Annotated in this window: 28 protein-coding genes and 1 tRNA gene; 9 read left to right on the top strand and 20 right to left on the bottom strand. The window is 67.9% G+C overall.

Annotation, left to right across the window (positions count from 1 at the left end):
- The first annotated feature begins 112 nt into the window (after positions 1 to 112).
- From OG494_RS11495 to OG494_RS11485, 3 genes are all read left to right on the top strand, one after another.
- Positions 113 to 2,368: a glycosyl hydrolase family 18 protein gene (locus tag OG494_RS11495; protein ID WP_328454729.1), complete on the top strand. Its 2,256-nt coding sequence runs from the start codon at positions 113 to 115 to the stop codon at positions 2,366 to 2,368.
- A 187-nt stretch (positions 2,369 to 2,555) separates the two neighbouring features.
- On the top strand, positions 2,556 to 3,734 hold the full coding sequence (locus OG494_RS11490; protein ID WP_328454727.1) for an alginate lyase family protein: 1,179 nt from the start codon (positions 2,556 to 2,558) through the stop codon (positions 3,732 to 3,734).
- A 135-nt stretch (positions 3,735 to 3,869) separates the two neighbouring features.
- Positions 3,870 to 3,943, top strand: a tRNA-Pro gene (locus OG494_RS11485).
- 116 nt (positions 3,944 to 4,059) lie between these two features.
- Here OG494_RS11485 and OG494_RS11480 read toward each other — a convergent pair.
- The 15 genes from OG494_RS11480 to OG494_RS11410 form a co-directional block, all read right to left on the bottom strand.
- A complete protein-coding gene (locus OG494_RS11480; protein ID WP_328454725.1) occupies positions 4,060 to 5,250 on the bottom strand; it encodes a tyrosine-type recombinase/integrase in 1,191 nt (396 codons plus the stop codon).
- Between the two features lie 14 nt (positions 5,251 to 5,264).
- Positions 5,265 to 5,441, bottom strand: coding sequence for a helix-turn-helix transcriptional regulator (locus tag OG494_RS11475; protein WP_247052035.1), 177 nt, complete (start codon positions 5,439 to 5,441; stop codon positions 5,265 to 5,267).
- Positions 5,434 to 6,783 carry a replication initiator gene (locus OG494_RS11470; protein WP_328454722.1) on the bottom strand — a complete coding sequence of 450 codons (1,350 nt, stop codon included), beginning with the start codon at positions 6,781 to 6,783 and terminating at the stop codon, positions 5,434 to 5,436. The genes OG494_RS11475 and OG494_RS11470 overlap by 8 nt, the downstream gene beginning before the upstream one ends.
- Positions 6,784 to 6,887: 104 nt before the next feature.
- A complete protein-coding gene (locus tag OG494_RS11465) occupies positions 6,888 to 7,106 on the bottom strand; it encodes a hypothetical protein (RefSeq protein WP_328454720.1) in 219 nt (72 codons plus the stop codon).
- 21 nt (positions 7,107 to 7,127) lie between these two features.
- A complete protein-coding gene (locus OG494_RS11460; protein ID WP_328454719.1) occupies positions 7,128 to 7,805 on the bottom strand; it encodes a DUF2637 domain-containing protein in 678 nt (225 codons plus the stop codon).
- A 22-nt stretch (positions 7,806 to 7,827) separates the two neighbouring features.
- The gene (locus tag OG494_RS11455; RefSeq protein ID WP_328454717.1) at positions 7,828 to 8,049 is read right to left on the bottom strand and encodes a hypothetical protein; all 222 of its coding nucleotides are present in this window, start codon (positions 8,047 to 8,049) and stop codon (positions 7,828 to 7,830) included.
- The gene (locus OG494_RS11450) at positions 8,046 to 8,471 is read right to left on the bottom strand and encodes a hypothetical protein (RefSeq protein ID WP_328454715.1); all 426 of its coding nucleotides are present in this window, start codon (positions 8,469 to 8,471) and stop codon (positions 8,046 to 8,048) included. Before OG494_RS11450 ends, OG494_RS11455 begins: the two co-directional genes overlap by 4 nt.
- A complete protein-coding gene (locus tag OG494_RS11445) occupies positions 8,468 to 8,689 on the bottom strand; it encodes a hypothetical protein (protein WP_328454713.1) in 222 nt (73 codons plus the stop codon). The genes OG494_RS11450 and OG494_RS11445 overlap by 4 nt, the downstream gene beginning before the upstream one ends.
- Before the next feature lie 2 nt (positions 8,690 to 8,691).
- Complete coding sequence (locus OG494_RS11440) at positions 8,692 to 9,039, bottom strand: hypothetical protein (RefSeq protein WP_328454711.1); 348 nt, start codon at positions 9,037 to 9,039, stop codon at positions 8,692 to 8,694.
- Positions 9,039 to 10,409 carry an FtsK/SpoIIIE domain-containing protein gene (locus tag OG494_RS11435; protein ID WP_328454709.1) on the bottom strand — a complete coding sequence of 457 codons (1,371 nt, stop codon included), beginning with the start codon at positions 10,407 to 10,409 and terminating at the stop codon, positions 9,039 to 9,041. Before OG494_RS11435 ends, OG494_RS11440 begins: the two co-directional genes overlap by 1 nt.
- A 98-nt stretch (positions 10,410 to 10,507) precedes the next feature.
- Positions 10,508 to 10,690, bottom strand: coding sequence for a hypothetical protein (locus OG494_RS11430; protein ID WP_328454707.1), 183 nt, complete (start codon positions 10,688 to 10,690; stop codon positions 10,508 to 10,510).
- Between the two features lies 1 nt (position 10,691).
- Positions 10,692 to 10,955 (bottom strand): hypothetical protein, encoded by a 264-nt coding sequence (locus OG494_RS11425; RefSeq protein ID WP_328454705.1) that lies wholly within the window; start codon positions 10,953 to 10,955, stop codon positions 10,692 to 10,694.
- A gap of 6 nt (positions 10,956 to 10,961) precedes the next feature.
- A complete protein-coding gene (locus OG494_RS11420; protein ID WP_328454703.1) occupies positions 10,962 to 11,129 on the bottom strand; it encodes a hypothetical protein in 168 nt (55 codons plus the stop codon).
- A gap of 1 nt (position 11,130) precedes the next feature.
- Positions 11,131 to 11,283: a hypothetical protein gene (locus OG494_RS11415; RefSeq protein ID WP_247023094.1), complete on the bottom strand. Its 153-nt coding sequence runs from the start codon at positions 11,281 to 11,283 to the stop codon at positions 11,131 to 11,133.
- Between the two features lie 569 nt (positions 11,284 to 11,852).
- On the bottom strand, positions 11,853 to 12,230 hold the full coding sequence (locus tag OG494_RS11410) for a hypothetical protein (RefSeq protein ID WP_328454699.1): 378 nt from the start codon (positions 12,228 to 12,230) through the stop codon (positions 11,853 to 11,855).
- A 142-nt stretch (positions 12,231 to 12,372) separates the two neighbouring features.
- On the opposite strand from OG494_RS11410, the gene OG494_RS11405 reads away from it, so the two are divergent.
- The 4 genes from OG494_RS11405 to OG494_RS11390 all read left to right on the top strand — a co-directional run bounded on the left by OG494_RS11405 (position 12,373) and on the right by OG494_RS11390 (position 16,600).
- A complete protein-coding gene (locus OG494_RS11405; RefSeq protein ID WP_328454697.1) occupies positions 12,373 to 13,200 on the top strand; it encodes a hypothetical protein in 828 nt (275 codons plus the stop codon).
- Between the two features lie 5 nt (positions 13,201 to 13,205).
- Positions 13,206 to 14,000: a hypothetical protein gene (locus tag OG494_RS11400; RefSeq protein WP_328454695.1), complete on the top strand. Its 795-nt coding sequence runs from the start codon at positions 13,206 to 13,208 to the stop codon at positions 13,998 to 14,000.
- Positions 14,001 to 14,417: 417 nt separating this feature from the next.
- The gene (locus OG494_RS11395) at positions 14,418 to 15,053 is read left to right on the top strand and encodes a hypothetical protein (RefSeq protein ID WP_328454693.1); all 636 of its coding nucleotides are present in this window, start codon (positions 14,418 to 14,420) and stop codon (positions 15,051 to 15,053) included.
- Between the two features lie 470 nt (positions 15,054 to 15,523).
- Complete coding sequence (locus tag OG494_RS11390) at positions 15,524 to 16,600, top strand: toll/interleukin-1 receptor domain-containing protein (RefSeq protein WP_328454690.1); 1,077 nt, start codon at positions 15,524 to 15,526, stop codon at positions 16,598 to 16,600.
- Positions 16,601 to 16,615: 15 nt separating this feature from the next.
- Here the strand turns inward: OG494_RS11390 and OG494_RS11385 are convergent, their stop codons facing one another.
- The 4 genes from OG494_RS11385 to OG494_RS11370 all read right to left on the bottom strand — a co-directional run bounded on the left by OG494_RS11385 (position 16,616) and on the right by OG494_RS11370 (position 19,490).
- Positions 16,616 to 16,972, bottom strand: coding sequence for a ClpX C4-type zinc finger protein (locus OG494_RS11385; RefSeq protein ID WP_328454688.1), 357 nt, complete (start codon positions 16,970 to 16,972; stop codon positions 16,616 to 16,618).
- Between the two features lie 44 nt (positions 16,973 to 17,016).
- A complete protein-coding gene (locus OG494_RS11380) occupies positions 17,017 to 17,406 on the bottom strand; it encodes a hypothetical protein (RefSeq protein ID WP_328458923.1) in 390 nt (129 codons plus the stop codon).
- Between the two features lie 56 nt (positions 17,407 to 17,462).
- Positions 17,463 to 18,704 (bottom strand): GDSL-type esterase/lipase family protein, encoded by a 1,242-nt coding sequence (locus OG494_RS11375; protein WP_328454686.1) that lies wholly within the window; start codon positions 18,702 to 18,704, stop codon positions 17,463 to 17,465.
- A gap of 102 nt (positions 18,705 to 18,806) precedes the next feature.
- Positions 18,807 to 19,490 (bottom strand): alpha/beta hydrolase, encoded by a 684-nt coding sequence (locus OG494_RS11370; protein ID WP_328454684.1) that lies wholly within the window; start codon positions 19,488 to 19,490, stop codon positions 18,807 to 18,809.
- 98 nt (positions 19,491 to 19,588) lie between these two features.
- On the opposite strand from OG494_RS11370, the gene OG494_RS11365 reads away from it, so the two are divergent.
- Both OG494_RS11365 and OG494_RS11360 read left to right on the top strand, forming a co-directional pair.
- Positions 19,589 to 20,482 (top strand): AraC family transcriptional regulator, encoded by an 894-nt coding sequence (locus tag OG494_RS11365; RefSeq protein WP_328454682.1) that lies wholly within the window; start codon positions 19,589 to 19,591, stop codon positions 20,480 to 20,482.
- Complete coding sequence (locus OG494_RS11360) at positions 20,479 to 20,760, top strand: hypothetical protein (protein WP_328454680.1); 282 nt, start codon at positions 20,479 to 20,481, stop codon at positions 20,758 to 20,760. Before OG494_RS11365 ends, OG494_RS11360 begins: the two co-directional genes overlap by 4 nt.
- A gap of 10 nt (positions 20,761 to 20,770) precedes the next feature.
- Here the strand turns inward: OG494_RS11360 and OG494_RS11355 are convergent, their stop codons facing one another.
- Positions 20,771 to 21,613 carry a lysozyme gene (locus tag OG494_RS11355; protein WP_328454678.1) on the bottom strand — a complete coding sequence of 281 codons (843 nt, stop codon included), beginning with the start codon at positions 21,611 to 21,613 and terminating at the stop codon, positions 20,771 to 20,773.
- Between the last annotated feature and the right edge of the window lie 91 nt (positions 21,614 to 21,704).

Here is a 21,704-nt window from a genome sequence, read left to right as displayed (position 1 = left end):
CGGACAACGGTTGCCGCCGTTCGGGCGTGCGCGGATCTCCCAGCACCGGGTTACATTCGATTTTGGTCTAGACCACCACATTCGTCTGTTCCGTGTCGCTTGGAGAACCGCCATGAGACGCACTCCCGCACGACTACGCTCCGCGCTCGCCGCCCTCCTGATCGCCGGGGGCGGCGTCGCGGCGCTGGCCCCGCCCGCCGCCGCGGCCGGGTCACTGACCGCCTCGCTCGCCCTGAGCGGCACGACCGGCACCTACACCGTCACCAACTCCGGCACCGCGTCGGTGAGCAACTGGGCGATCACCTTCACACTGCCCGCCGGGGTCACCGCCAGCACGGGCGACAACGCCACGGTGACGCAGAACGGCACCCAGGTCACGCTGACCCCGGCCTACTACATCGCGACGCTGGCGCCGGGCCGCACCACCTACCCGTACAGCCCGACGTTCCGGCTCAGCGCGGCCGCGACGCCGACGCAGTGCCGCGTCGACAACGCCAACTGCGACGGGTCGCCGGACACACCACCGTCCGCACCCGCGAACCTGCGGCTGGTCGCGAAGACGACGACCACGGCCGCCCTGGCCTGGAACGCGTCGACGGCCGGCTCGCTGCCGGTCACGGGCTACGACGTCTACCGGGGCACGGCCCTGGCCGCCTCGGTGACCGGGACCAGCGCCACGATCAGCGGGCTGACGCCGAACACGGCGTACTCGTTCACCGTGAAGGCCAAGGACTCGAAGGGCACCGCGTCACCGGCCAGTGCGGCGCTTCCGGTGACCACCAACAACCCGGCGAACGACACGCAGGCGCCCACCGCGCCCGGCGGACCGCGCTCGACGTCGGCGGATGCGACTTCGGTGTCGCTCACGTGGACCGCGTCCACCGACAACACCGGCGTCGTCAGCTACGACGTCTACCGCGGGTCGACCCTGGCGACGACGGTCACCACGACCGCCGCCGTCGTGACCGGCCTGGCACCGTCCACTTCGTACACGTTCACCGTGCGCGCTCGCGACGGCTACGACAACGTGTCGGCGCCGAGTGCCGCCGTCACCGCCAAGACCGGCGACATCGTCTCGGGCTACGCGAAGGTCGGCTACTTCGTGCAGTGGGGCATCTACGGCCGCCAGTACTTCGTGAAGAACCTCGAGACGACCGGCGCGGCGGCGAAGCTGACGCACCTGCTGTACGCGTTCGAGAACATCGACCCGGTGAACCTGACCTGCCTCTCCGGCGTCACGAAGGGCACCACGGCGAACCCGCAGGACCCGAACCAGGGTGACGGCGCGGGTGACGCCGAGGCCGACTACTCACGTCCGTTCGCGGCGGCCCAGTCGGTCGACGGCGTGGCCGACACGGGCTGGGAGGCGTTGCGCGGCAACCTCAACCAGGTCAAGAAGCTCAAGGCGAAGCACCCGAACCTGAAGGTGCTGGTCTCCCTGGGCGGCTGGACGTACTCGAAGTACTTCTCCGACGTCGCGGCCACCGACGCGTCGCGCAAGAAGTTCGTCTCGTCGTGCCTCGACACGTGGATCAAGGGCAATCTGGCGACCTACGGCGGCGCCGGCGGCCCGGGCACCGCGGCCGGGATCTTCGACGGCATCGACCTCGACTGGGAGTGGCCCGGCAGCGCCGACGGCCACCCGGGCAACCACTGGAGCCCGAACGACAAGAACAACCTGACGGCGCTGCTGGCCGAGTTCCGCACGCAGCTCGACGCGTACGGCGCGACCACCGGCAAGCGCTACCAGCTGCACGCGTTCACCCCGGCCGACCCGGGCAAGGTCGCGGCGGGCTGGGACCTGCCGAAGGTGTTCGACTACCTCGACGTCGCGAACGTGCAGGGGTACGACTTCCACGGGTCGGGCAGCGACAACTCGTGGGAGCCGAACCGCACCGGCCACCAGGGCAACCTGTACGCCGACGCGGACGACCCGTACAACTTCCACTTCAGCGCCGAAGCGGCGATCAACGCGTACACGAACGCGGGCGTCGATCCACGGCGGCTGACGCTCGGCCTGGCGTTCTACGGCCGCGGCTGGCAGGGCGTCGCGGCGGGCGGCAAGAACGGCGAGTGGCAGTCGGCGACCGGCGCGGCGCCGGGCCAGTTCCCCGAGGAGGCCGGCACGCGCGGGTATTCGAACCTCCTCGCGAGCGTCCCCGGGTGCACCGTCTACCACGACACCGCGGCCGTCGCGACGTCCTGCTACACGGGCAACGGCGGCCAGTGGTGGACGTTCGACGACGCCTGGTCCATCGCGGCGAAGACGACCTGGCTCAAGTCGCGCGGCCTGCTCGGCGTGATGGCGTGGGAGATGTCGGGTGACTCCGGGGCGCTGATGAACGCGGTCAGCGCGGGTCTCGGTTAACGGAACGGCTGTTCAGCCCGCTGAACGGAAATCACCTTCCGTTCAGCGGGCTGAACATTTCGGCACTTCTTTCCTTCACGACACGAAGAAAGGCATTCCCCGCTCTTGACTGACGGTGGTCTGGACCATAAAACTGTCGGGACAGCGCGCTGGTGATCCACCTCACATCGTCGTCCCGAGGAGAGCCATGTCCGCATCCCGCTGGAGGAAAGCCGTCACGCTCGCTGCCGCCGTCCCGCTCGCCCTGGGCCTGATCGCCACCCCGGCGCCCGCGGCACCGGCCACGTTCACGCACCCCGGCGTACTGGTCAGCCGGCCGCAGCTGGACTTCGTGAAAGCGCAGGTGAACGCCGGCGCCCAGCCGTGGAAAGCCGCTTACGACCAAGCCAAAGCGAGTACGTACGCATCGCTTTCGCGCACGCCGAAACCGCGTTCGGTCGTCGAATGCGGCCCGTACTCGGACCCGAACCTCGGCTGCACCGATGAGCGGGAAGACGCGATCGCGGCGTACACGGACGCGCTGATCTGGTACATCTCGGGCGACGCCCGCTACGCGCAGAAGTCGATAGCCCTGATGGACGCGTGGTCGGCGACGATCACCAACCACACCAACAGCAACGCACCCCTGCAGACGGGCTGGGCGGGCTCGTCCTGGCCCCGCGCGGCGGAGATCATCAAGTACACGTACACGAGCTGGCCGAATTCGGGTCGTTTCGGCACGATGCTGCGCAATGTCTACCTGAACAAAATCATCAACGGCAGCAACAGCAACGGCAACTGGGAACTGTCCATGATGGAGGCCGCGGTAGGCATCTCGGTCTTCCTGGAGGACAAGACGAACTACGACAAGGCAGTAACCCGCTACCGCAACCGCGTCGCGGCGTACGTCTACCTGACTTCTGACGGCTCCTTGCCGAAGACGGTCCCCGGCAGCGGCCTGTCCACACGCGACCAGATCGTGGGCTACTGGCAGGGCCAGAGCACCTTCGTCGACGGCCTCACACAGGAGACGTGCCGCGACTTCGTCCACACGGGCTACGGCATAGCGGCGATCGCGGACGTGGCGGAGACCCTGCGCATCCAGGGCCAGGACGTCTACGGAACGGACGTCGGCGAGCGGCTGCGCCAGGCGCTGGGCTTCCAGTCGAAGTACGAGCTGGGCACAGCGGTCCCGTCGTGGCTCTGCGGCGGAAGCGTGAACCGAGGCCTGGGCCCGGTGACAGAGGTGGGCTTCAACGCCCTCCACGGCCGCCTGGGCATCGCGATGACCAACACGCAGTCCCTGACGGAGAGCAAGCGCCCGGCGGGCACGAACGCGTTGTTCGTGGCGTGGCAGACGCTGACCCACGCGAACAACCCAGCGTGAGCGCGCGCCTTGCCCGCCCGGCCCGTCGCGCTGGGTTTCCCCGGGTTTCCGCAGGTCAGGCGGGCAAGGCACCCTGGTTACAGAGCCGTTTCGAGGGCGCGCTAGAGTACTCACACGCACTGAGAAGTGCGGGTCCGGGCTGTGGCGCAGTTTGGTAGCGCACTTGACTGGGGGTCAAGGGGTCGCAGGTTCGAATCCTGTCAGCCCGACCGGATCAGCCACGTTCACGCAGGTGGACGTGGCTTTTTTCATTCCCGAGGTAGCTCCGGACGCGACTCAGCCCCGGGGCTGCCCACATTCTGCCCACATGCCCCGGGGCTGATCATCACGCCGCCATGCTCGCCAGCGCCTGAGTACGTCGAGCGTCGAGCACGTCCGCTACCTCATCGAGGCGGTCCGGGAAGAGGTGCCCGTACACGTTGAGGGTCATGGCCGCGTCAGCGTGCCCGAGCATCTGCTGAACGACCTTCACGTCCGCGCCAGCCGCGATGGCGAGGGAGGCCGCAGTGTGCCGCAGCTTGTGCGGGGTGAGCCCGGCGACACCGAGGTCAGCGGCCTTGAGTGCCGCGTTGAACTCCCGGACGCGCCAGTTGTTCGCCCGCAGCGACTGACCCCGCCCTGTCGTGAACAGCAGGTCGTCGGACTGCCGGCCGGTCACCAGCGGACGCAGCACCGGCACAAGCGACGCCGGAAAAGAGACGGTTCTCTTCTTCCCGGTCTTCGGTGGCCCCTCGTGCTGCACCCCACCGACCTCGAAGAACGTCACGGCGACCCGGATGCGCCGCTTGGCGAGGTCCAAGCGCCCGACCCGCAGCGATGCCGCCTCACCCCACCGAAGGCCGGTGTAGGCCAGCAGCAAGATGAGTGCGCGGTTGATCTCGGAGCCCGCCGTTGGTCGGTCATACTTCGTGCGGAGGACGGCAGCAGAGTCAGCGAGCGTCTCCACCTGTTCGTAAGTGAGGTAGACGTGTTCCGCGTCCGGACGCACCGGCAGCTTGACCCCGCGCGCCGGGTTGACCAGGATGCGACGCGGCACGCACCAGTCGAGCACCATCGAAAACACGCGGTACGCATGCCGAGCCTGCGAGGGCCCGAGACCACTCCCGCCCTTGTCCTTCGACTTCAGCAGGTCGGCCACCCACAGCGCCACGTCTTCGCGGTGGATCGCATTGAGCGGCCGGCCGCCCCATTTGACGTTGACGTGGTTGTCGAGGAGACCTCGGTACTTCCACCACGTCGACTGGCGCAGGTCGTGGCGGCTTTCGAGCCACTTCTCCCCCATCTCGGCAAAGGTCACCTTCGACGACTTCGGATCCACATAGGACCCACCACGAAGGCTGTCTTCGAGCTCCGTCCGGCGCGCCTCTGCCTTGTCCTTGTTCGGCGCCGTCTCGGACCGGAGCTTGCCGGTCACGTCGTAGTAGCGGACCTCCCAGCGGGCCGGTGGTCGTCGCCCAGCCGCCTTCGCTTTCGTCACGGCCTCGCGATGCGCCGCCTTCTTCAGTCGGTCGTACACCCACGCACGAGCCATCAGCAGGCCGCCTGTCCGTCGATCCAGGTGTCGACGTCGGACGGCCGGTAGCGGACGTACTTGCCGACGCGGAAACCTGCCGGGCCTTTGCCGGTCTTGCGCCACTGGTAGAGCGTGTTCACCGGGACCTGGAGGTAAGAGGACAGATCTTCAATACTGAGCAGCCGGTCATTCATGGTCGTTTTCCTTGCTGTACTTGAGTTTACGGTCGTATCGGATGCGTTCGGCGATGCCGGCGGCGAGTTCGCGTTCCGCGTCGTCGTGGTAGCCGGAGCCGTCGAAGGCCCAGTCGTTGACCACGGCGATCGAGTCGACGCGGTCGTCGAGCCCCAGCCGTTCGAGGGTTTCGGCGAGCCGGAAGGCCCGGCGGTCACCTCGGATGGCCTTGAACGTGGTGGAGTACGCCAGCGACTTGGTGAGGAAGTGGCCCCGGAAGGCGAGCATGTGCGCCCACCGGCGGAGCTTCAGGTCCTCGAACGCCGGCAGGTCCCCGAGGTCCCAGGCGGTTTGGATGATGCGGCGGTGGTGCGCGGTCACCTTCAGGTGGTCGATGTCGAGCTGCGAGCGGATCGGCCGGTCGGCGGCTTCGCTCTTACCCGTGCCCTTGGTGGCGTACTTCGCGATGTAGGCGGCGAGCCGGGCTTCGGAGATCTGCCCGTTGTCGTCTTCCAGCTCAGCCGAGGCGGCAGGTTCGATGCGACGGACGTCGACCTGTGTGCCCCAGGTGAGCGGCAGCTCGGTCCCGTCCGGGTAAGCCGCGGGCACGAGCACGGCCCCAGCGGCCGCGTACACGGCGTCTTCCAGCAGATCCGGGTGCGCCCACCGGGGAGCCGGTGACACCGCGCCCTCGGGGCCGTCGAGGCGGACGACGGCGTGGAAGTGCACGAGCCCGCGCCGCTGGTATTCGGCGACCTTGCCGTAGGAGAGCCGGGCCTGTTCGGTGAACTCGCGGGCCTTGAGGCCGGCGCGTTTGGCGATCTCCCGGCGCAGCCGCGTGGTGAAGCGCTGCCACAGCACGCCGGCGTGGGCCTGCCAGATCACCGACCCGACGTAGTCGTAGGTCTCCGGGTCCAGCGGAGCGCCGATGCGGGTGTCGTCATCGTGGTGGTACTCCCCGCACCCGCACGGCCGACGCTTCCCATTCCGCGTGATGCGGGCGGTGTGGACGGGGCCGAAGGACGGGGCGGTGAGGGTGACGAACGCGCGCGGCCGGTCCCCGACCGTGGCGGGGATGCCCTTGTCGCCGCCGATAAGCCCGGCCCGGATGAGGTGGAAGGCGTCGGCAGCGTAGCGGTCGGAGCAGGCCGGGCAGACCCCGGACCGGCGGTTGCCGCACGGCGCGAAGATGTCCCCGCCGTGGTGGTGCAGGACAGCACCGGTGGTGGCGTCCTGGAGCTGGTGCGCCCCGGACAAGCGGATGGGGCGGGCGCAGCCGTTGACGGCGCGGACCTTGGCTCGCCAGTCGTGATAGTCCAGGGCCTTCACGCGGGCGGCGAGGCGGTCTTCCAACGTCAGCATGTCGGAGCCTTTCGGTTGGCGGGCATGAGAAACGGCGCGAGAGCCGGGCCGGGTGGGTGGCCGGGCTCCCGCGCCGAGGGCGGGCGTGCCGTGTACGGAGGGGGCTACTTGGTGATGTGCAGGTCGTACGCGGCGTCGGCCACGCGCCGCATTTCCGCCGCTTCCTCCTCGTGGATGCGGGCCATCTCGCCGGCCACTTCGGACAGCCGGAGCAGGGCCTCGCGGTTGCGGCCGCCGGTCTCGTTGATGACCGACTTGTTCGCGGTGTCGAAGTCCTCCTGCAGGCGGACGAGTCTGTCCAGATTGGACGTCGCTTTCGTCACGGGTGTGTCCTTCCGGTGGGGTCAGGCGGTGAGGTCGTGCAGGATCTGCGCTGCCATCGGTTCCGGGACGCGCACGACTCGGCGGATCTCCTCGATGGTCAGCTCGCGCCCTTCGCTGCGGGCGGTCTCGGCCACGGTGTTGATCCGGCTGGTCAGCTCGGCCGGGAGCTTGAGCCGAGGCCGGGCCGGAACGACCACGGCGGGTGGTGCCGGGTGCGCGACAACGTCGGTCCGTGAAGCGGTCACGGTGACCGGCTCAGGTTCCGGAATGGACTCCGGGGTGACCGGGGTCTCGGAGGCTGGGGTGCGGCGCATGAGGAGCTTGACGACCACGAGGAACCCGAGTGCCGGCATCGCGGCCACCAGCCAGCCAGCCGGGGTGGGTTCGGCGAGCGCGACCTGTGCGGCCATCTGCACGCCGAACCCGGCCACCAACACGGCCAGCGGGAACGTGAGCTTGCGGGAGCTTGCGCCGGCACGGTGGTCACGCTGGATCTCGAACCCGGCCACGATGACGATGCCCTCGATCACCACGGCGTCGGCCCAGGCGATCCAGCCGACCTGTCCGTGGTGGACGGCCCAGTCGTGAGTGTGGGTGAATCCGGCCGCCGCGCCGATGCTCCCGAGGACCACGGCGACCAGGACCCGGACGACGTCCACCAGCCGACGAGTCTTGTTCGAACTGTCCGCAGTGGACATGACGAGTCTCCTTTCAGGACGGTTAGGACTTCGGGAACATCCCGCAGTCGAGCGCGATGCCGGCGAGGCGCCGGAACTCGGCGGCCTCTTCTTCGTGGATGCCGGCGATCTCGTCGGCCAGTTCGGACAGCCGCATGAACGCGGTGTGGCCGTGGTCGTCGGCGTTCTCGCCCTTGCGGCAGGTGTCGAGGAACTCCTCCTGCAGCTCGTGCAGCTTGCGCATGTTCGCGTGGGTGTCGGTCACGGCGTGCCTCCGAAGGGTGCGAGGTTGGACCAGCGCTGGAGCATGTCCCGGCCGCGTCGGGTGAGCCGCAGCGGCAGGACGGGTTTGCGGACGACGCCGTGCAGGCACGAGATCGTTTCGCGGGCCGGGCTGCGTTCGATGTAGCCGATGGACACCAGGTGCATCACCACGTCGTCGTCCTGGGCGGCCCGGCAGTGGCCCTCACCGTCGAGGACCATCACGCGGTCGGTGTCATCCAGCAGCCCGTATCGACCGTCGCGGACTTCGGCGAGCACGTCCTTGGCGACCAGCGGGTTGCCGGGCGAGCCCAGCGGCTTGCGGCGGCCTCGGGCCGGAGGGCACGCGCGGCCGGGGGTCGGTGCCGGCGCGGGGCCGGGGGTGCCGAACAGGCCAAGCTGTCCGGGGTCGGCGCGCCGCGTCATCGGATGCGCTCCCGTCCGATGTCGCCGAACTCGCGGTTGCGGAACTCGGTGATCCCCAGCACCAGGCCGAGCCCGACGCAGCCGAGCACCACGGCCACGATCCAGAACAGCGGGGACCAGCCCTGCGCGAGGTAGATCAGCCAGAGCGTGAGCGCAGCCGGGACGCCGTACTTGGCGTAGATCCAGGCTCGCCACACGAAGAATCCGAGACGCCACATGGTCATTCCTCCTTGTCGGGTCGGTGGTTCGGGCAGAACACGAGCTGTTCGCAGGTCCAGCGCCACCCGGGCTCCTGCGTGAGGTACTGCCCGAGGTCGGACCAGTCGGTGAAGCGCATCCGCTGGTGGTCGGAGAACTCGCCGCACACGACGCAGCGGGCGTAGTAGGCGACGCTGTACTCACCGATGAGCACCAGATCCCCTGGCTCCCGCAGGACGGACGCCCAGGTCTCGGCATCCTCGCGAGAGGAGTACAGGCGGTCGCTCAGCGGCTCCAAGCCTTTGTTGGTCGACTTCTGGATCTTGAAGTGCGGGGCGTGCACGACGGCCGGGTAGTTGATCGCGGTCATCACGCCACCACCGAGAGTCCGGTGACCGGCCGGCCGGAGCGGATGAAGGTGATCAGTTCGTCGATCTCGCGGTCGTCGACGTAGGCGGCGCGGACGCGCTGCGGGACGCGGGTGCGCTGCCGCACGACGTAGCCGATGCCGGCGGTGTCCGGGACGTTCGGGATCTCATCCGCCAGCGCGCCCCGCAGTCGAGCCCCGTCCCCGAGGACCATGTCCACGTGCGACTGTGCGGTGACCCGCAGGCAGATCCGGGTGGGAAACAGCTCCCGGACCGGGACCGTGTCCTTGGTCGGTTCCTGCACGAGCGCGGTCATCCCGTGCCCGGTCGCGCGGCCTTGGGAGCCGACGATGGCGAGCTGCTTGCGCAGGTTCCGGGCGATCGAGCCGTCGCCGTAGGCCAGCAACGCGCCGATCTCGTCGATGATCAGCAGGTTGAGCGGCGTCTCCCGCGAGATCGTGATCTTGCGGGTGCCGGTCGCGGCGAACTGCTGCTGCACGGAGCGGAGATCGTTGACGTAGTCGTCGACCAGCTCGGCGCAGTCCTGCTCGTTGTCGGCGTAGCGGTGGGCGACACCGCCATCGGCGAACTTGCGGAACTCCAGTTGCTTCGGGTCGCAGACCCACAACCGGACCAGCCCGTCGCGGATCAGCGGCGCCAAGCCTCGCAGCATCGACATCACGATCGAGTTCTTGCCCGCCCCGGTCGCGCCGGCCACGAACACGTGCGTTCCGGCGACCTTGAGGCGCCAGTCGGTGCCGTACTCGGTGTCGCCGACGTAGATGTCGTTCACGTCGACCGCGTCCACCGTGTCGGGCATCTCCGGGGCCGGGATGGTCTCGGTGAACGGCTCGGACCGTTCGATGATCAGCGCGACGTAGCCGGGCTTCGGGTGCTCGAACGCGATCCGCTGCACCTTCAGCGTGTCGGCGAGCCGTTCGAGGTTCTCCTCGATCGAGCGGCGAGCCTGCCCGCGCGCCAGGGCCAGCGTGACGACGTCCACCGACGGGGAGAACGACCGCAGCCGAGTGATGCGCGGGAACAGGTCCTCGCCGGTCTTGCGGTCGGTGACGTACATGTCGCAGGCCCGCAGTGCCCGGGTGAAGCGCGGCCCGAGGTAGGCCGACCAGCGGCGGCGCCAGGCCCGAAGCCGCGGGGCCGCGTAGTGGTCGAAGGTGTCCGGGTGCGCGCGGTACCAGCAGAGCAGGGCGCCGGCCGTTCCACCCGTGATCCCGCCGGTGGCGCTCCAGCCGAGCTCGAGCCCGGTCCCGACGATGGCGCCCGGTCCTACGGTGGCGCCGGGGTGGCGCAGCAGCCACTTGAGCGCCTTGATTTCGGTCCCGATCTTGCGGGACGACTTGGGGGTGTTCATGGGTTGGTGGTCCTCTCGTGCAGCACGAGACCGGCCCCGCGTCCCGTGATGGGAGGTGGCGGGGCCGGTCTCGTGCGAAACGGATCATGTGCGGTTGATCAGGACTGGATGGCGGTCCGAGCGTCGATCAGCTCGGTGGTGAGCGTGCCCATCGCGCGGGCCATGCGGTCGTGCGCGGCCTTGAAGCCGTTCTTGTGCAGCGGCATCCCGCGCATCGACTCCTTGAGCTGGGTGAGCGTGGAACCGAGGTCATCGACGACCCGGTCGACCTGGTGTGCCATGTCAGAACCTCCAGTCCCGCGAGACCAGCTCGGCCTCGTGCTTCTTGCCGAGCACGCGCATCCGGTCCAGTTCGTCGAACGCCTTGGTGCGCAGTGCCTTGAGTTCGTCCTTCGTGGCGATGGTCCAGGATTCGGTCATCGCGCCGTCGTCGTAGCGGTCGATGAGCTTGTCGACCTCGCCGAGGACTTCGGCGACCATGTCCATGTTGGACACGAACGTGGCGTAACGCTGCTGCGCCCGCCGGTTGAGTGCCGCGATCTGCATTCGGCTCTACCCTTCGCGTGTCGTAGCGACCAGGCCGGCCGCCGAAGTGAGGTCCGCTGCCAGGAAGCGCACCGCGTTCCCGACCGCGACCTTGATCTCCGGATCAGGTTCGGAGGCGACGAACGCGCGGTACGCGTCGTTGGCCGCCGTGATGATCGCCTGGATTTCCGGCATGTCAGTCTCCGTTCCGGATCACGTGCTGTGCGTGCTTCAGGCCCTCGCAGAAACCGGCCTGCCATCCCATGTCCTCGGTCGGTTCCGTGAGCGCGGCGGCCCGTTCCCGCTCCAGCCGAGCCGCGAGCATCCGGATCACCGTGCCGACCTTCACCGGGCGGCTCACCGTCCGGCCCTCCACGCCAGCGCCAGCCCCGAGACCAGCGCAAGCACCCCGAACACCGGGGCCGCGACCAACAGCAGCCCGACCAGCACGAGCCACACCAAGTACGTGAACACTGCCTTTCCTCCCTACATCTCCCACTGAGCGCCGCACACGGTGCACGTGGCAATCCGTGTCGGCGAAAGCCAGAAACTTGCCGAGCAGACGTGATCAGCCATCGCTAACCCCGCCTCGGGCCGTGCGGGTCATACGACGACAACCCACCCCGAACCGCGTTCATCCCACCCATTCGCCTCTCCTCTCCACTCGTGAACATCCGTGGTGAAACCCCAGGACTCCCGGACGAACAAGCCCGGCCGGGAATCGAGGCGCGCCACCACAAACAGCGCGTATTTAGGCATGGATCGGCCCACTCTGTATTTGTCAAAGAACAAGAAGTGCCCTTGCCCGACTCGAAAACGGGCAGCCAACCGACTTGGGAAGGGCTCCAGGGTGGTGAAGACGCGACAGCCGGGGAGGTAGCCGCGCGAACCGGTCACCCACCGGTCATGAGGTCAGGATCAGGCGGCGCGCTGCGCAGCACCCGCCCCGACAGGCTTGAGACCCATGGCCTTGAACCACAGACCCGAGCCGCTGATCCGGCCGTCATCCCCGGTGGTCTGCCACGTGTTGAGGACCGGGTCGATCAACTCGACGTAGGAGCCCTCCTCGAACCCCTCCCCCGGGTCCGCCGCGAGCGTCACCTTGATCTCTTCACCCTTCCCCGGCCGGCGCCCCTCCACCTGACGCGGCTTCGCGAACAGCATCACCACGAACGCCTGGTTCCCCTCGCGGTCCACCGCCGGGACCATCTCCCCCTTGACCTCGCGCATCTTCATGATCGGCGCCTCCGTGACCATGAACCGGTAACCCGAGCTGACGAACGGGATGTCCTGCATGCCCAAACCTCCTGGTCAAGACCTCCGGTGTAGACCCCCTAAACACCAGAAGCAAGCTGTTATCAGTCATCGTTGAGGGGGTCTAAACACGAAGGTACGCCGCCCTCGCCACAGGTGTCAAGGGGGTCTAAACTCTTCCTGCATGGAGGCCGAGAGCGAGTTCGACAGCGTCCGCAGTGACCCGGACCCGATCCGTCGCGGGCAAAGGGCATCCGCGCTGCTCGTCGTGTACCAGCAGCGGGCGACCGAGCTGGCCCGCCTCCGCAAAGAGGCCATCGAGGAAGCTCACCGGCTACGCGGGATGAGCTATACGGAGATCGCGGCGGCTCTCGGCATCACGAAGGGCCGAGTCACGCAGATCCGGTCAACCGCCCCCGGACCCGAGCGCGCATTCTTCGGCGTTGGCCCCGTCGCGATCGGCGTGCCTTGGCGCTACCAGACCACGGACCGCGAGCGGCCTCTCATCGCTGCCGAAGATGCACAGACCGGCGAACAGCTCGAACGTCTCGTCGAGAGTCTGTCGCTAGCGGTGACCCGCTTCCAGATCGAGCCGGACCGCGAAGCGTTGCCCGACGGCGATGCCATTGTCGTCTGCGGACCGAAGTCGGCCCCGGTGGCGGCGAATCTCATGGAGCGCGACCCCGTCCTCAGCATGATCAAGGATGCCGGCCGTTGGTGGATCGAGCACGAGCAGACCGGCGACCGGTACTGCTCCCCCGCTGACGACGACCCGGCCGAGTCCGCAGACATCGCGTACGTCGCCCGACACCAGATCGGAGGCCGGACCATCTTGCACGTCGCCGGCATCCACGGGATCGGCTCACTGGGCGCCACGCACTACTTGACTGGCCACCTCGCCGAACTGTTCAGCGAGACCCGTGAGCGGGAGTGCTCTTTCATCGTGCGCGCGACGTACGACGGACTCGCGATCACGGGGAGCGAACTCGCAGCCGGCCCGTTCAGGTGGTGAGTCGCATGCAGGTATCCACCGCGCAGCTCCCCCACATCGACGCAAGCGACGACAAGATCTTCGTCACGCCCAATGCCGTCATCGTCCTGGATGGAGCGTCAGCCTTCCGACCGGTGCCTGTCCCTGCGTCCGTCTACGCCGCCGATCTCGGGCAGCGGATTGCCCGGGCCTTGGACGAACACCCGGACATCGATCTCCGAGCAGCCGTGCGCAGCGCGATCGAGGCGACCACGAGCAAGCTCGGACTTCGGCCGGGAGACTCACCGTCGAGCACCGTGACGATTCTCCGCCGGCGGGGTGAGCAGGTCGACGTGTTCGCCCTTGGAGACAGCGTCGCAGTCCTCCCCGGTGGCATCGTGACCGATCCGCGTATCGATGACCTAGACCTCGAACCCAGGCGCGCCTACCGCGAAAGACTTGCGTCGGGAACCGGTTACGACGACACCCATCAGGCCCTACTCCGCGAACTCCAGACTCAGCAGACTGCCCGCCGGAACACCACACGGGGCTACTGGATTGCGGAAGCCGACCCGGACGCGGCCGACCATGCCGTCATAGCCGAGTACGCCGTCGAACGCGTTCCATGGGCGGTACTGGCTACCGATGGTGCCTACGACACGATCACGCACCTGGGTCTCGATGACTGGCCGAAGGTGTCTCAAGCGGACAGTGCCCAACTGGCCGACATCCTGGAGCAGTGCCAGTCCTGGGAGGACGAAGTCGACCCAGACGCCGTCGTACTCCCCCGCGCCAAGCAGCACGACGACAAGGCCATCGCGGCGGTCGACCTTCGCGCGTAGTCGGCGACGGACGTTGTGTTCAGAGTTTCTTTTCTTGTTCAAGGCGGCCCCTCCGGGGCCGCGCCGCTATCGGCCGGCACGCGCGGGGCCCGCCTCCGGCACCCACGCGACCGGCCGGCGGCCGCACCGGGGGCCGTAGCTCAAGAAGAAGAGAATGTCCTCGCCGGACGGGCAGGTCTCCGAGATGGCCGGGTCGAGCGCGGCAGTCGCGTCCGTGTGCGGCCAAACGGCATCTCGACGACCTCCCGGAGGGCTATCATGCCGTGTCAAGGGGGCAGCCGGACAGGCAGGCGGCGGTTAAGCGGAATGCCCCCTTGACACGGCATGATCGGGCTACGCCAGGTCGACGAGATGCCGAAAGGCCACCCACTAGCAGAAATAGGCAACGGTCACCAGGCCGTCAGGTATCGTCGACGCATGCCAACTCAGATTCCCTTGTGGGTAACACTGGTTCTAGCGATAATCGCAATCATGGGGCCCATAGGTGGCGCGTTGATAGGCGGGATGATCACCGCTCGTCGCGATGATCGACGCTGGGAACGCGAGCTGGAACGCGAAGAAGCGCGCTGGCAGCGTGAAACCGAGCGCGAAGAGGCTCGCCGTGAGCGGGAAATCAAGCGCGAAGACCACAGATACTGGCTTGAACTTCGCGCAACTACATATACCGAGGTAATCGTACATTGGCGGAAATTTACCTATGTCGGACACGGCATTGTCGCCGTTCTGAAATTGGCTGCAAAGAAGGGAGTTCAGCCAGAAATGAAGGAACGTTACAGCGCCCTAAAGGAGGCCGAGGGCGAGCTTAGAGACGCACTGGCCAAGTCTGAGCTCTACTCAACACTGAAAATGCATATCATGTCCATTGATGCTAGAACCTCAGCTTCAAACTTCCGCAGGTCTGTCAGTGAAACTGATACAGCCTTGATAAAGTCGCAAGACGCAAGCGACAATCTCGCAGAGACTATTGCAAACCTAGATAAATGCAACAAGGAACAAGTCGAGTTTGCGCGTGCAATCAAGAATGAGCTTGAAACTCCTAATGGAACTTATTAAAAAATCCGCAAATTTCACCGGTTCGACAACGGGTAAGCGTGTGGGCCACCAGCGGCAGCCCATATGCTGCCTGTGTGACACCGGTGAAGCACCACCAACGACCATGGTCAAGGACTCACATCTTTCCTGTGCGGCGGATGGACGGGCTGCCCACATTCTGCCCACATGGCACCAGCGAGCGACGACAAGTGATCATGACCAACGACCTAGATCGTGCCTGCACAACGGCGATATCCGATCGACTGCGCAGGTCCTCGAACCGGCGAGTAAGTGCAAGGGGTCGCAGGTTCGAATCCTGTCAGCCCGACCGGATCGGCCACCTTTACGCAGGTAGAGGTGGCCTTTTTCATGCCTGAGAAGCCCGAGGGCCTCGAAGGCCGCACGTCGAGCCCGGCGGGTCGGGCGTCCGCTCCCGGTCAGGCCGAGCCAGTCAACTAAAATCCCTTGCTTCGCGCGATATGGGAGCACCGGTGACGAACGACGAAACCTTTGACTATGACATCGCCGTGTCGTTCGCCGGTGAGGACCGGGAGCTTGTCAGGGCGGTCGTGACCCATCTCAAGGACCACGACATCAAGGTCTTCTTCGACGAAGACAGCACGTCCGAGATGTGGGGCGAGAACCTCGTCGACTTCCTACAAGCGATCTACGGGCGTCGCGCACGCTATGCCGTTCTCTTCGTCTCCCAGCACTACGTCAGCAAGAAGTGGACCGGCTACGAACGACAGGCCGCACAGGACCGGGCGTTTCAGCAGAGTGCGCCCTACATCCTTCCGGTGCGCATAGACGAGGCCGAGCTTCCTGGCCTGCACTCCACCATCGGGTACATCGACGCAGAGTTCGCCGGGGTTGACGGGATCGTGGATGCCATCCTCAGCAAGCTCGGCGATCGGACCAAGGCCAGACCGCCGAAGTTCGACGGGCGGGCGCCGCGGACGACCGAGGCTATTGCCACTGTGCTGAGCGAACGCCCGCCGGGCTGGGAATTTCTTCTCTACGGCGGCCTGCTGCTCCAGGGCATCACCGCCCTGGAGGAGAAATACCGGGATCACGTGATCGAGTTTGCGTCGCACAACGGTAAGGTGATCAACGACAGCGAAGGCCTTCCACTGCTACGCACCAAGCTTACTTCGATCAGCACGATCATCTCGAACGTGGAACGCGTGCTTTCCCCCGAGGCGCAGACCGCCGCATTCGGCAAACCGGGGGAAGAGGGTGATCCGGAACGGATCGAACATCTCGCCAGGCGGCTGACCAGCATCTACGGCGAACTGCTCGACTGGTCGGCAGATCTTCGCGCAACCGGCGTCGCCAACGATGCGCTGCGTCACGCCGTGAACGTCGAAGCGCGGTTCGCGGACGGGCCCATCCGGCAGGTCCGCGCACTGGTGGAGCAGTACCTGTCCGAACTCGACGGTCTTTCAGCACGCCTGCACGCGGGCGAAAACGTGAACCTCACGTTCACGCTCGCCATCACTCTCGACCCGGTTACATCGGAAGAGTTCGACCGCGCCCTGGATGCCTACCGCGACACGCAAATAAATTAGGCGGCCAGAACTCCGTCACTCGTCGCCGGAGAAACGTTCCCATGCCGATTGGCGGGTCATTCCTAATGCCGCACCTATCTGGGTCCACGTGCCGCCCAGCGAACGCGCTTTGCGGACCCACGCCGTCAGGCTTTGCTGCACCTGGGCGCCTGAAGACGCAACCGGGGCCAGGCGGGACAGGACCTCCTCCAGGGTCAACTCCTGGTCCCACGGGGCCACCGCGGCAATCGACGTCGGCTTGCCCTCGATCACGGCGGCGCACAACGAGACGCAGCCGTCGCAGATGAAGACTCCGGGGCCGCTCACCAGGGTCTCCACCTCGGTGTTCGGGCGGGCGCAGAACGAACAGTGGGCCAGGATCGCGGTTGTCATGGAGCCTCCCAGAAGAGAATCTGTCAGGCTGGACCTTACGCGCGTCAGGAGTGGCCTGACAAGGTCAGCGACCCCAGGAACGACGACGTCCAGCCCGCCAGTTCCTCCAGGCGGGACATCAAGCCCTCGATTTCCGCCCAGCGGCGGTGTTCACGCTCGAGATCCGGGACCAGGAAGTCGCCTACCAGGAGCAGCAGCGTGGCGATCTCGTACGCGACGTCCGCCAGCTGGAGGAACGGGCGGTACTCCGCTTCCGTTCCCGTGCCGTGGTGCAACGACCACGAGCGGGCTCCGAGGCCGGTGACACGGCAGGTCTCCTCGACCGTCGCGCGCAGGGATGAGCGGCGGGATGTCGGCGATGGCTCCAGCAGCGGGGCGATGTTCCAGGCCACCGACAGCAGGCAGCACCCCGCGTCGTCCATCGAGTTGTTCATCACGCGACGTACTTTGCGCAGCCACCGGCACACTCAAGCCGTTGCGACGCGCGTTGTCACCCCATCGTGTGGGAAGTCGACCCGGCCGTGAGCATCGGGATCGAGATGAAGTCCGCCAGTGCCTGCTGGCCCGCGGCGTTCGCGTGGATCCCGTCCCCGTTGTCGTACGCCGGGTTGATGCTGTTCGGCTTCAGCGGGTCCTTCAAGACCTCGTCGAAGTCGAGGATTCCCGTGCACAGGCCACCACAGTTGTTCCAGCGTTCCACGAACAACGCGATCTCGTGCCGGTCGAGGTTGTTCTTGTCGCTGTAGCCCGGACGCGGGGTGCTCGGGGTGACGTACACCGCGATCCCCGCCGCGCGCAGGCGGGCGAAGACCGCTCGGTAGCTGTCCAGGACCGCCGTCGCGTCGCAGCCGTAGGCCAGGTCGTTCGTTCCGTAGTAGTAGATCACCGACTTGACGCCGTGCAGAGCCAGGACGTCGCGGTCCAGTCGGCTCGCGGCGTCCAGGCCGACCACACCCGGCGGGATGCTGGGGCAGGTCGGAGCACTCGTTGTGCCCGAGACGCCGGCGTTGGCGACGGCCAGGCCCGAACCGGACACCCGGCGCGCCAGGTCGTCCGCCCAGCGGCGGTCCGCGCCCAGCTGGGTGCACCCCGGGCCGCAGTTCGTGCTGCCGATTCCGTCCACCACCGAACTGCCGAACGGGACGATCGTGCCCTTCACCGCCGTGTTGTGGACGTCCACCGCGCTCACCACGTACGTCGAGCCCACCGTCTGGGCGAACGCCGCGCCGCCGGGGTCGCCGGCGTGGTCCCCGGCACCGGGAGCGGTCAGGTAGTTGTCGCGCAACGCCGCGCCGTGGCGGCCGACCACCGCCGAGCCCGGTACCGACATGCTCACGGCCAGGTTCGTGTCCGGCCGCGTGGTCAGGCGCAGCTCGTCGCTCCAGACCTCTCCCCCGGCGGGAACGGTGACCGCACGGGCGCCCGCGAAGGTGAGGTCCCGGGGCGCGGTCACGGCCGCGCCGCCCGCGCTCACGCCGGCCGTCGCGTGGCCCACCGACAGCGGGCCCGTGCCGAACGTGTTCTGCAGGCGGACGCGCACCGCGTCGCCGCCTTCGCTCAGGTGGGTGATCATCCGGAGTGACTGCCCGTTCAACGGGGTGTCCGCGCGGCCGTCCTGGGACTGGGCCCACGACGTGAACCACGCCTGCCCGGCTCCCGCGGCGACCGGCGCCGCCGCGAAGGCCAGGGCCGAAACCGCAGCCAGAACCGCCACCTTGCCGCGCACAGGCACCCCCGTAGTCCACAAAGGACGAAACGAAAACCGTGACAGTAACGAGAGTAAGGAGCCGCCCCCGCGCGGACAACAGCGCGGGGGCGGTCCTGTCCGATCTTGTCAGCCGGCGGCGCGCTCGATCAAGTCGGCGATCGCGACGGGCTGGGACGCCAGCGACGCGTGCCCGGACTCGAGTTCGATCGTTTCGCGGGCGCCGATGCGGGCGGCCATGCGGCGCTGGTTGTCCGGGGCGATCATCCGGTCCTGGGCCGAAACCTGGTACCAGGACGGCTTCTGCTTCCACGCCGGGTCCGTCACCGGGTCGCCGAACGTCGAGCCGACCGGCGCCTTCTGCGTCACCGCCATGACGCGGGCCTCGTCGTCGGGCAGGTCCTGGCAGAAGCTCTCGTGGAACTTGTCCTGCGCGATCCACAGGTAGCCGTCGGAGTCCGGCGCGATGTTCGCGCCGCCCGGGGCGTCGTGGCCCTCGCTGACCGTCGCGAGGCTCTCCCCCGCGTCGGGCGCGAACGCCGCGACGTACACCAGGCCCGCCACGTTCGGGAGCGTGCCGGCCTCGGTGATGACGGCGCCGCCGTACGAGTGGCCGACCAGCAGCACCGGGCCGTCGACCTGCTGGACCATCTGCCGCGTGCGGGCCGCGTCGGCGGCCAGCGACGTCAGCGGGTTCTCGACCGCGTGCAGCGCCCCGAAGCCGCGCTTGTCCAGCTCCACGATGACCTTCGCCCAATGGGCCGCGCCGCCCCAGAAGCCGTGGACCAGCACCACCGTCGGCTTGGCAGACATGATGGGATTCCTCCTCGATCGGGCGCGCCGGCTCCGCTCGTGCGGCACCGCTCGCGCATACTGCCTGCACAGCCTATGAGGAGGTTCGAGCAAGAACCATGGCCCGGAGACCGGAAAACTTTGCCGATTCACCGCCGCTGCCGACGTACGGCGAGCAGGACGCACTCTCCGACGTCCTGCAGGCGATCCACCTGCAGGGCGGCGACGTGCGCCGGCACACGGACGTCGTCGAGCGCTTTCCCGCCGGGACGCGGTCACTGCACCTCGTCGGAGCGGGGCGGGTCCGCCTCGAAGTCGAGGGCGAGGCGCCCGTCGAGCTGGACCACGGCGACATGGCACTGGTCGCCCGCGGCGACGCGCACGTCGTCCGCCCGGCGCCGGCCGCGGACTGGGTGACCGGCGAGTTCCTGGTCGAAACCGTCGTCGCCGCACCCCTGCTCGGGGTCCTGCCCGCGGCGATCGTGATCCGCGGCGACTCCCGGACGGCGGCGTGGCTCCCGCTGAGCCGGGATCTGCTCCTCTCCGAGGTGACCCGACCCGAGCCCGGTGCCCGGGTGATGGTGTCGCGGCTGCTCGACCTGCTCTTCATCCGGTCGCTGCGGACGTGGGCGGCATCCGGTGACGACGCGCACCCCGGCTGGCTGACCGCGGCGATGGACCCGGCGCTCGGGCCCGCGCTCACCGCGATCCACCGCGACCCCGGGCGTGACTGGCCGGTCGACGAGCTGGCCCGGCTCACGTCGCTCTCGCGCTCGGCGTTCGCCGCGCGGTTCGCCGAGTCGGTCGGCGAACCGCCCGGGGCGTACGTGCAACGGCGGCGGCTGGACCACGCGGCCCGCCTGCTGCGCGGCACGGCCGAGCCGATCGGCCGGATCGCGGCCCGCGTCGGCTACGCCTCGGAAGCCGCTTTCAGCCGGGCGTTCTCCCGCGCCTACGGGAGTTCGCCCCGGGCCTGGCGCGGCGCCGCGAGTTCCGGTTCGATGGACCGATGACAGCGAAACTGCGGGCCGTGCGTGACGCGGCCAGGCCGGCCGGGACCGTCTTCGGCGACCCCTACGAGACGCCGGACGGGACGACCGTGATCCCGGTAAGTCACCCGGTCGGGGTGTTCGTGATCCACGATGGCAAGGTCACGTGGGAAGCTGCGGTGGACACGACCCGCGTCCTGCTGATCGGGGCCATGACCGGCCTGATGGCCGCGACGCTCGGCACCCTCGCCGTACTGCGCAAGCCGCCGTGGCCGGACGTCGTCATCCGCAGGTCACGCTAGACCACACGCGCTAGGCGGCCTGGGCCGCCTGGCCCTTCGCCAGCGCCTGCACGCGGCCGATCGGGCCGTTGTAGTAGTTCTGGTCCCCCGGCAGGCCGCCACCGCGGGCGAACTGCCAGATGCTCTGCTTGTCCCAGCCCGCCGGGAGCTCGCCGACCTCCGGGCCGTAGCGGGCCAGCCAGAGCGGGTTCGTGTTCCCGAACCCGTTCGCGTTGCCGGTGCAGGTCTTCCACCAGGTCGTGCTGGTGTAGATCAGCGCGCTGCGGTGGGCCTTCGCGAGGTACGTGCGCGTGAAATCGGCGATCCACGCCGTCATGTCGGCGGGGTTCTTGCCGTAACAGGGATCGCCGTACGGGTTGTACTCGATGTCGAGCGCGCCCGGCAGCGTCGTGCCGTCACCGCGCCAGCCGCCGCCGTTGGCGATGAAGTAGTCCGCCTGCGCCGCGCCGCTCGAGACGTCCGGGCGGGCGAAGTGGTACGCGCCGCGGATGAGGCCCGCGGCGTGCGCGCCGTCGTACTGCTGGGCGTACTGCGGATTGACGAACCCGGTGCCCTCGGTCGCCTTGACGTAGGTGAACTTCGCGCCGCCGCCGGCCGCGGCGCCCCAGTCGACCGGGCCCTGGTGCCCGCTCACGTCGTGTCCGAGGGTCTGGTCCGCGACGTCGGCGCGGGAGGTGAGCGGGCTTCCGTGGATCCCTTCGTGCGCTTCGATCTGTGTGCCCGCGAAGTTCGTGTCGGCGTGGGAATAGTCGGGAGCGGCCTGGGCCGGCGCCGCGACGACCACCGACGCGAACGCCGCCAGCGCGCCCGCCCCGGCCAGCTTCGCCAGGGGTCCGGGAACGGTTCGGCTCATCTGGGCTCCGATCTCGGTACGGCCGTACGGTGCTGACCCCATGCTGCACGCCCGTACCGGTCCTCGCGAGACTTCTGTCACCCGTCGGAGT

The organism is Amycolatopsis sp. NBC_00438 (assembly GCF_036026695.1).
Lineage (GTDB): Bacteria > Actinomycetota > Actinomycetes > Mycobacteriales > Pseudonocardiaceae > Amycolatopsis.
Note: the sequence above shows the minus strand (reverse complement) of the source record. Positions and strands in the feature narration are given on the sequence as shown.

Bases quoted from the DNA above. Each gene is read 5' to 3' on its own strand.
- OG494_RS11495 (WP_328454729.1), top strand. From the start codon at position 113: ATGAGACGCACTCCCGCACGACTACGCTCCGCGCTCGCCGCCCTCCTG.
- OG494_RS11490 (WP_328454727.1), top strand. From the start codon at position 2,556: ATGTCCGCATCCCGCTGGAGGAAAGCCGTCACGCTCGCTGCCGCCGTC.
- OG494_RS11475 (WP_247052035.1), bottom strand. From the start codon at position 5,441: ATGAATGACCGGCTGCTCAGTATTGAAGATCTGTCCTCTTACCTCCAG.
- OG494_RS11470 (WP_328454722.1), bottom strand. From the start codon at position 6,783: ATGCTGACGTTGGAAGACCGCCTCGCCGCCCGCGTGAAGGCCCTGGAC.
- OG494_RS11460 (WP_328454719.1), bottom strand. From the start codon at position 7,805: ATGTCCACTGCGGACAGTTCGAACAAGACTCGTCGGCTGGTGGACGTC.
- OG494_RS11450 (WP_328454715.1), bottom strand. From the start codon at position 8,471: ATGACGCGGCGCGCCGACCCCGGACAGCTTGGCCTGTTCGGCACCCCC.
- OG494_RS11445 (WP_328454713.1), bottom strand. From the start codon at position 8,689: ATGTGGCGTCTCGGATTCTTCGTGTGGCGAGCCTGGATCTACGCCAAG.
- OG494_RS11440 (WP_328454711.1), bottom strand. From the start codon at position 9,039: ATGACCGCGATCAACTACCCGGCCGTCGTGCACGCCCCGCACTTCAAG.
- OG494_RS11435 (WP_328454709.1), bottom strand. From the start codon at position 10,409: ATGAACACCCCCAAGTCGTCCCGCAAGATCGGGACCGAAATCAAGGCG.
- OG494_RS11430 (WP_328454707.1), bottom strand. From the start codon at position 10,690: ATGGCACACCAGGTCGACCGGGTCGTCGATGACCTCGGTTCCACGCTC.
- OG494_RS11425 (WP_328454705.1), bottom strand. From the start codon at position 10,955: ATGCAGATCGCGGCACTCAACCGGCGGGCGCAGCAGCGTTACGCCACG.
- OG494_RS11420 (WP_328454703.1), bottom strand. From the start codon at position 11,129: ATGCCGGAAATCCAGGCGATCATCACGGCGGCCAACGACGCGTACCGC.
- OG494_RS11410 (WP_328454699.1), bottom strand. From the start codon at position 12,230: ATGCAGGACATCCCGTTCGTCAGCTCGGGTTACCGGTTCATGGTCACG.
- OG494_RS11405 (WP_328454697.1), top strand. From the start codon at position 12,373: ATGGAGGCCGAGAGCGAGTTCGACAGCGTCCGCAGTGACCCGGACCCG.
- OG494_RS11400 (WP_328454695.1), top strand. From the start codon at position 13,206: ATGCAGGTATCCACCGCGCAGCTCCCCCACATCGACGCAAGCGACGAC.
- OG494_RS11395 (WP_328454693.1), top strand. From the start codon at position 14,418: ATGCCAACTCAGATTCCCTTGTGGGTAACACTGGTTCTAGCGATAATC.
- OG494_RS11385 (WP_328454688.1), bottom strand. From the start codon at position 16,972: ATGACAACCGCGATCCTGGCCCACTGTTCGTTCTGCGCCCGCCCGAAC.
- OG494_RS11380 (WP_328458923.1), bottom strand. From the start codon at position 17,406: ATGAACAACTCGATGGACGACGCGGGGTGCTGCCTGCTGTCGGTGGCC.
- OG494_RS11370 (WP_328454684.1), bottom strand. From the start codon at position 19,490: ATGTCTGCCAAGCCGACGGTGGTGCTGGTCCACGGCTTCTGGGGCGGC.
- OG494_RS11365 (WP_328454682.1), top strand. From the start codon at position 19,589: ATGGCCCGGAGACCGGAAAACTTTGCCGATTCACCGCCGCTGCCGACG.
- OG494_RS11360 (WP_328454680.1), top strand. From the start codon at position 20,479: ATGACAGCGAAACTGCGGGCCGTGCGTGACGCGGCCAGGCCGGCCGGG.
- OG494_RS11355 (WP_328454678.1), bottom strand. From the start codon at position 21,613: ATGAGCCGAACCGTTCCCGGACCCCTGGCGAAGCTGGCCGGGGCGGGC.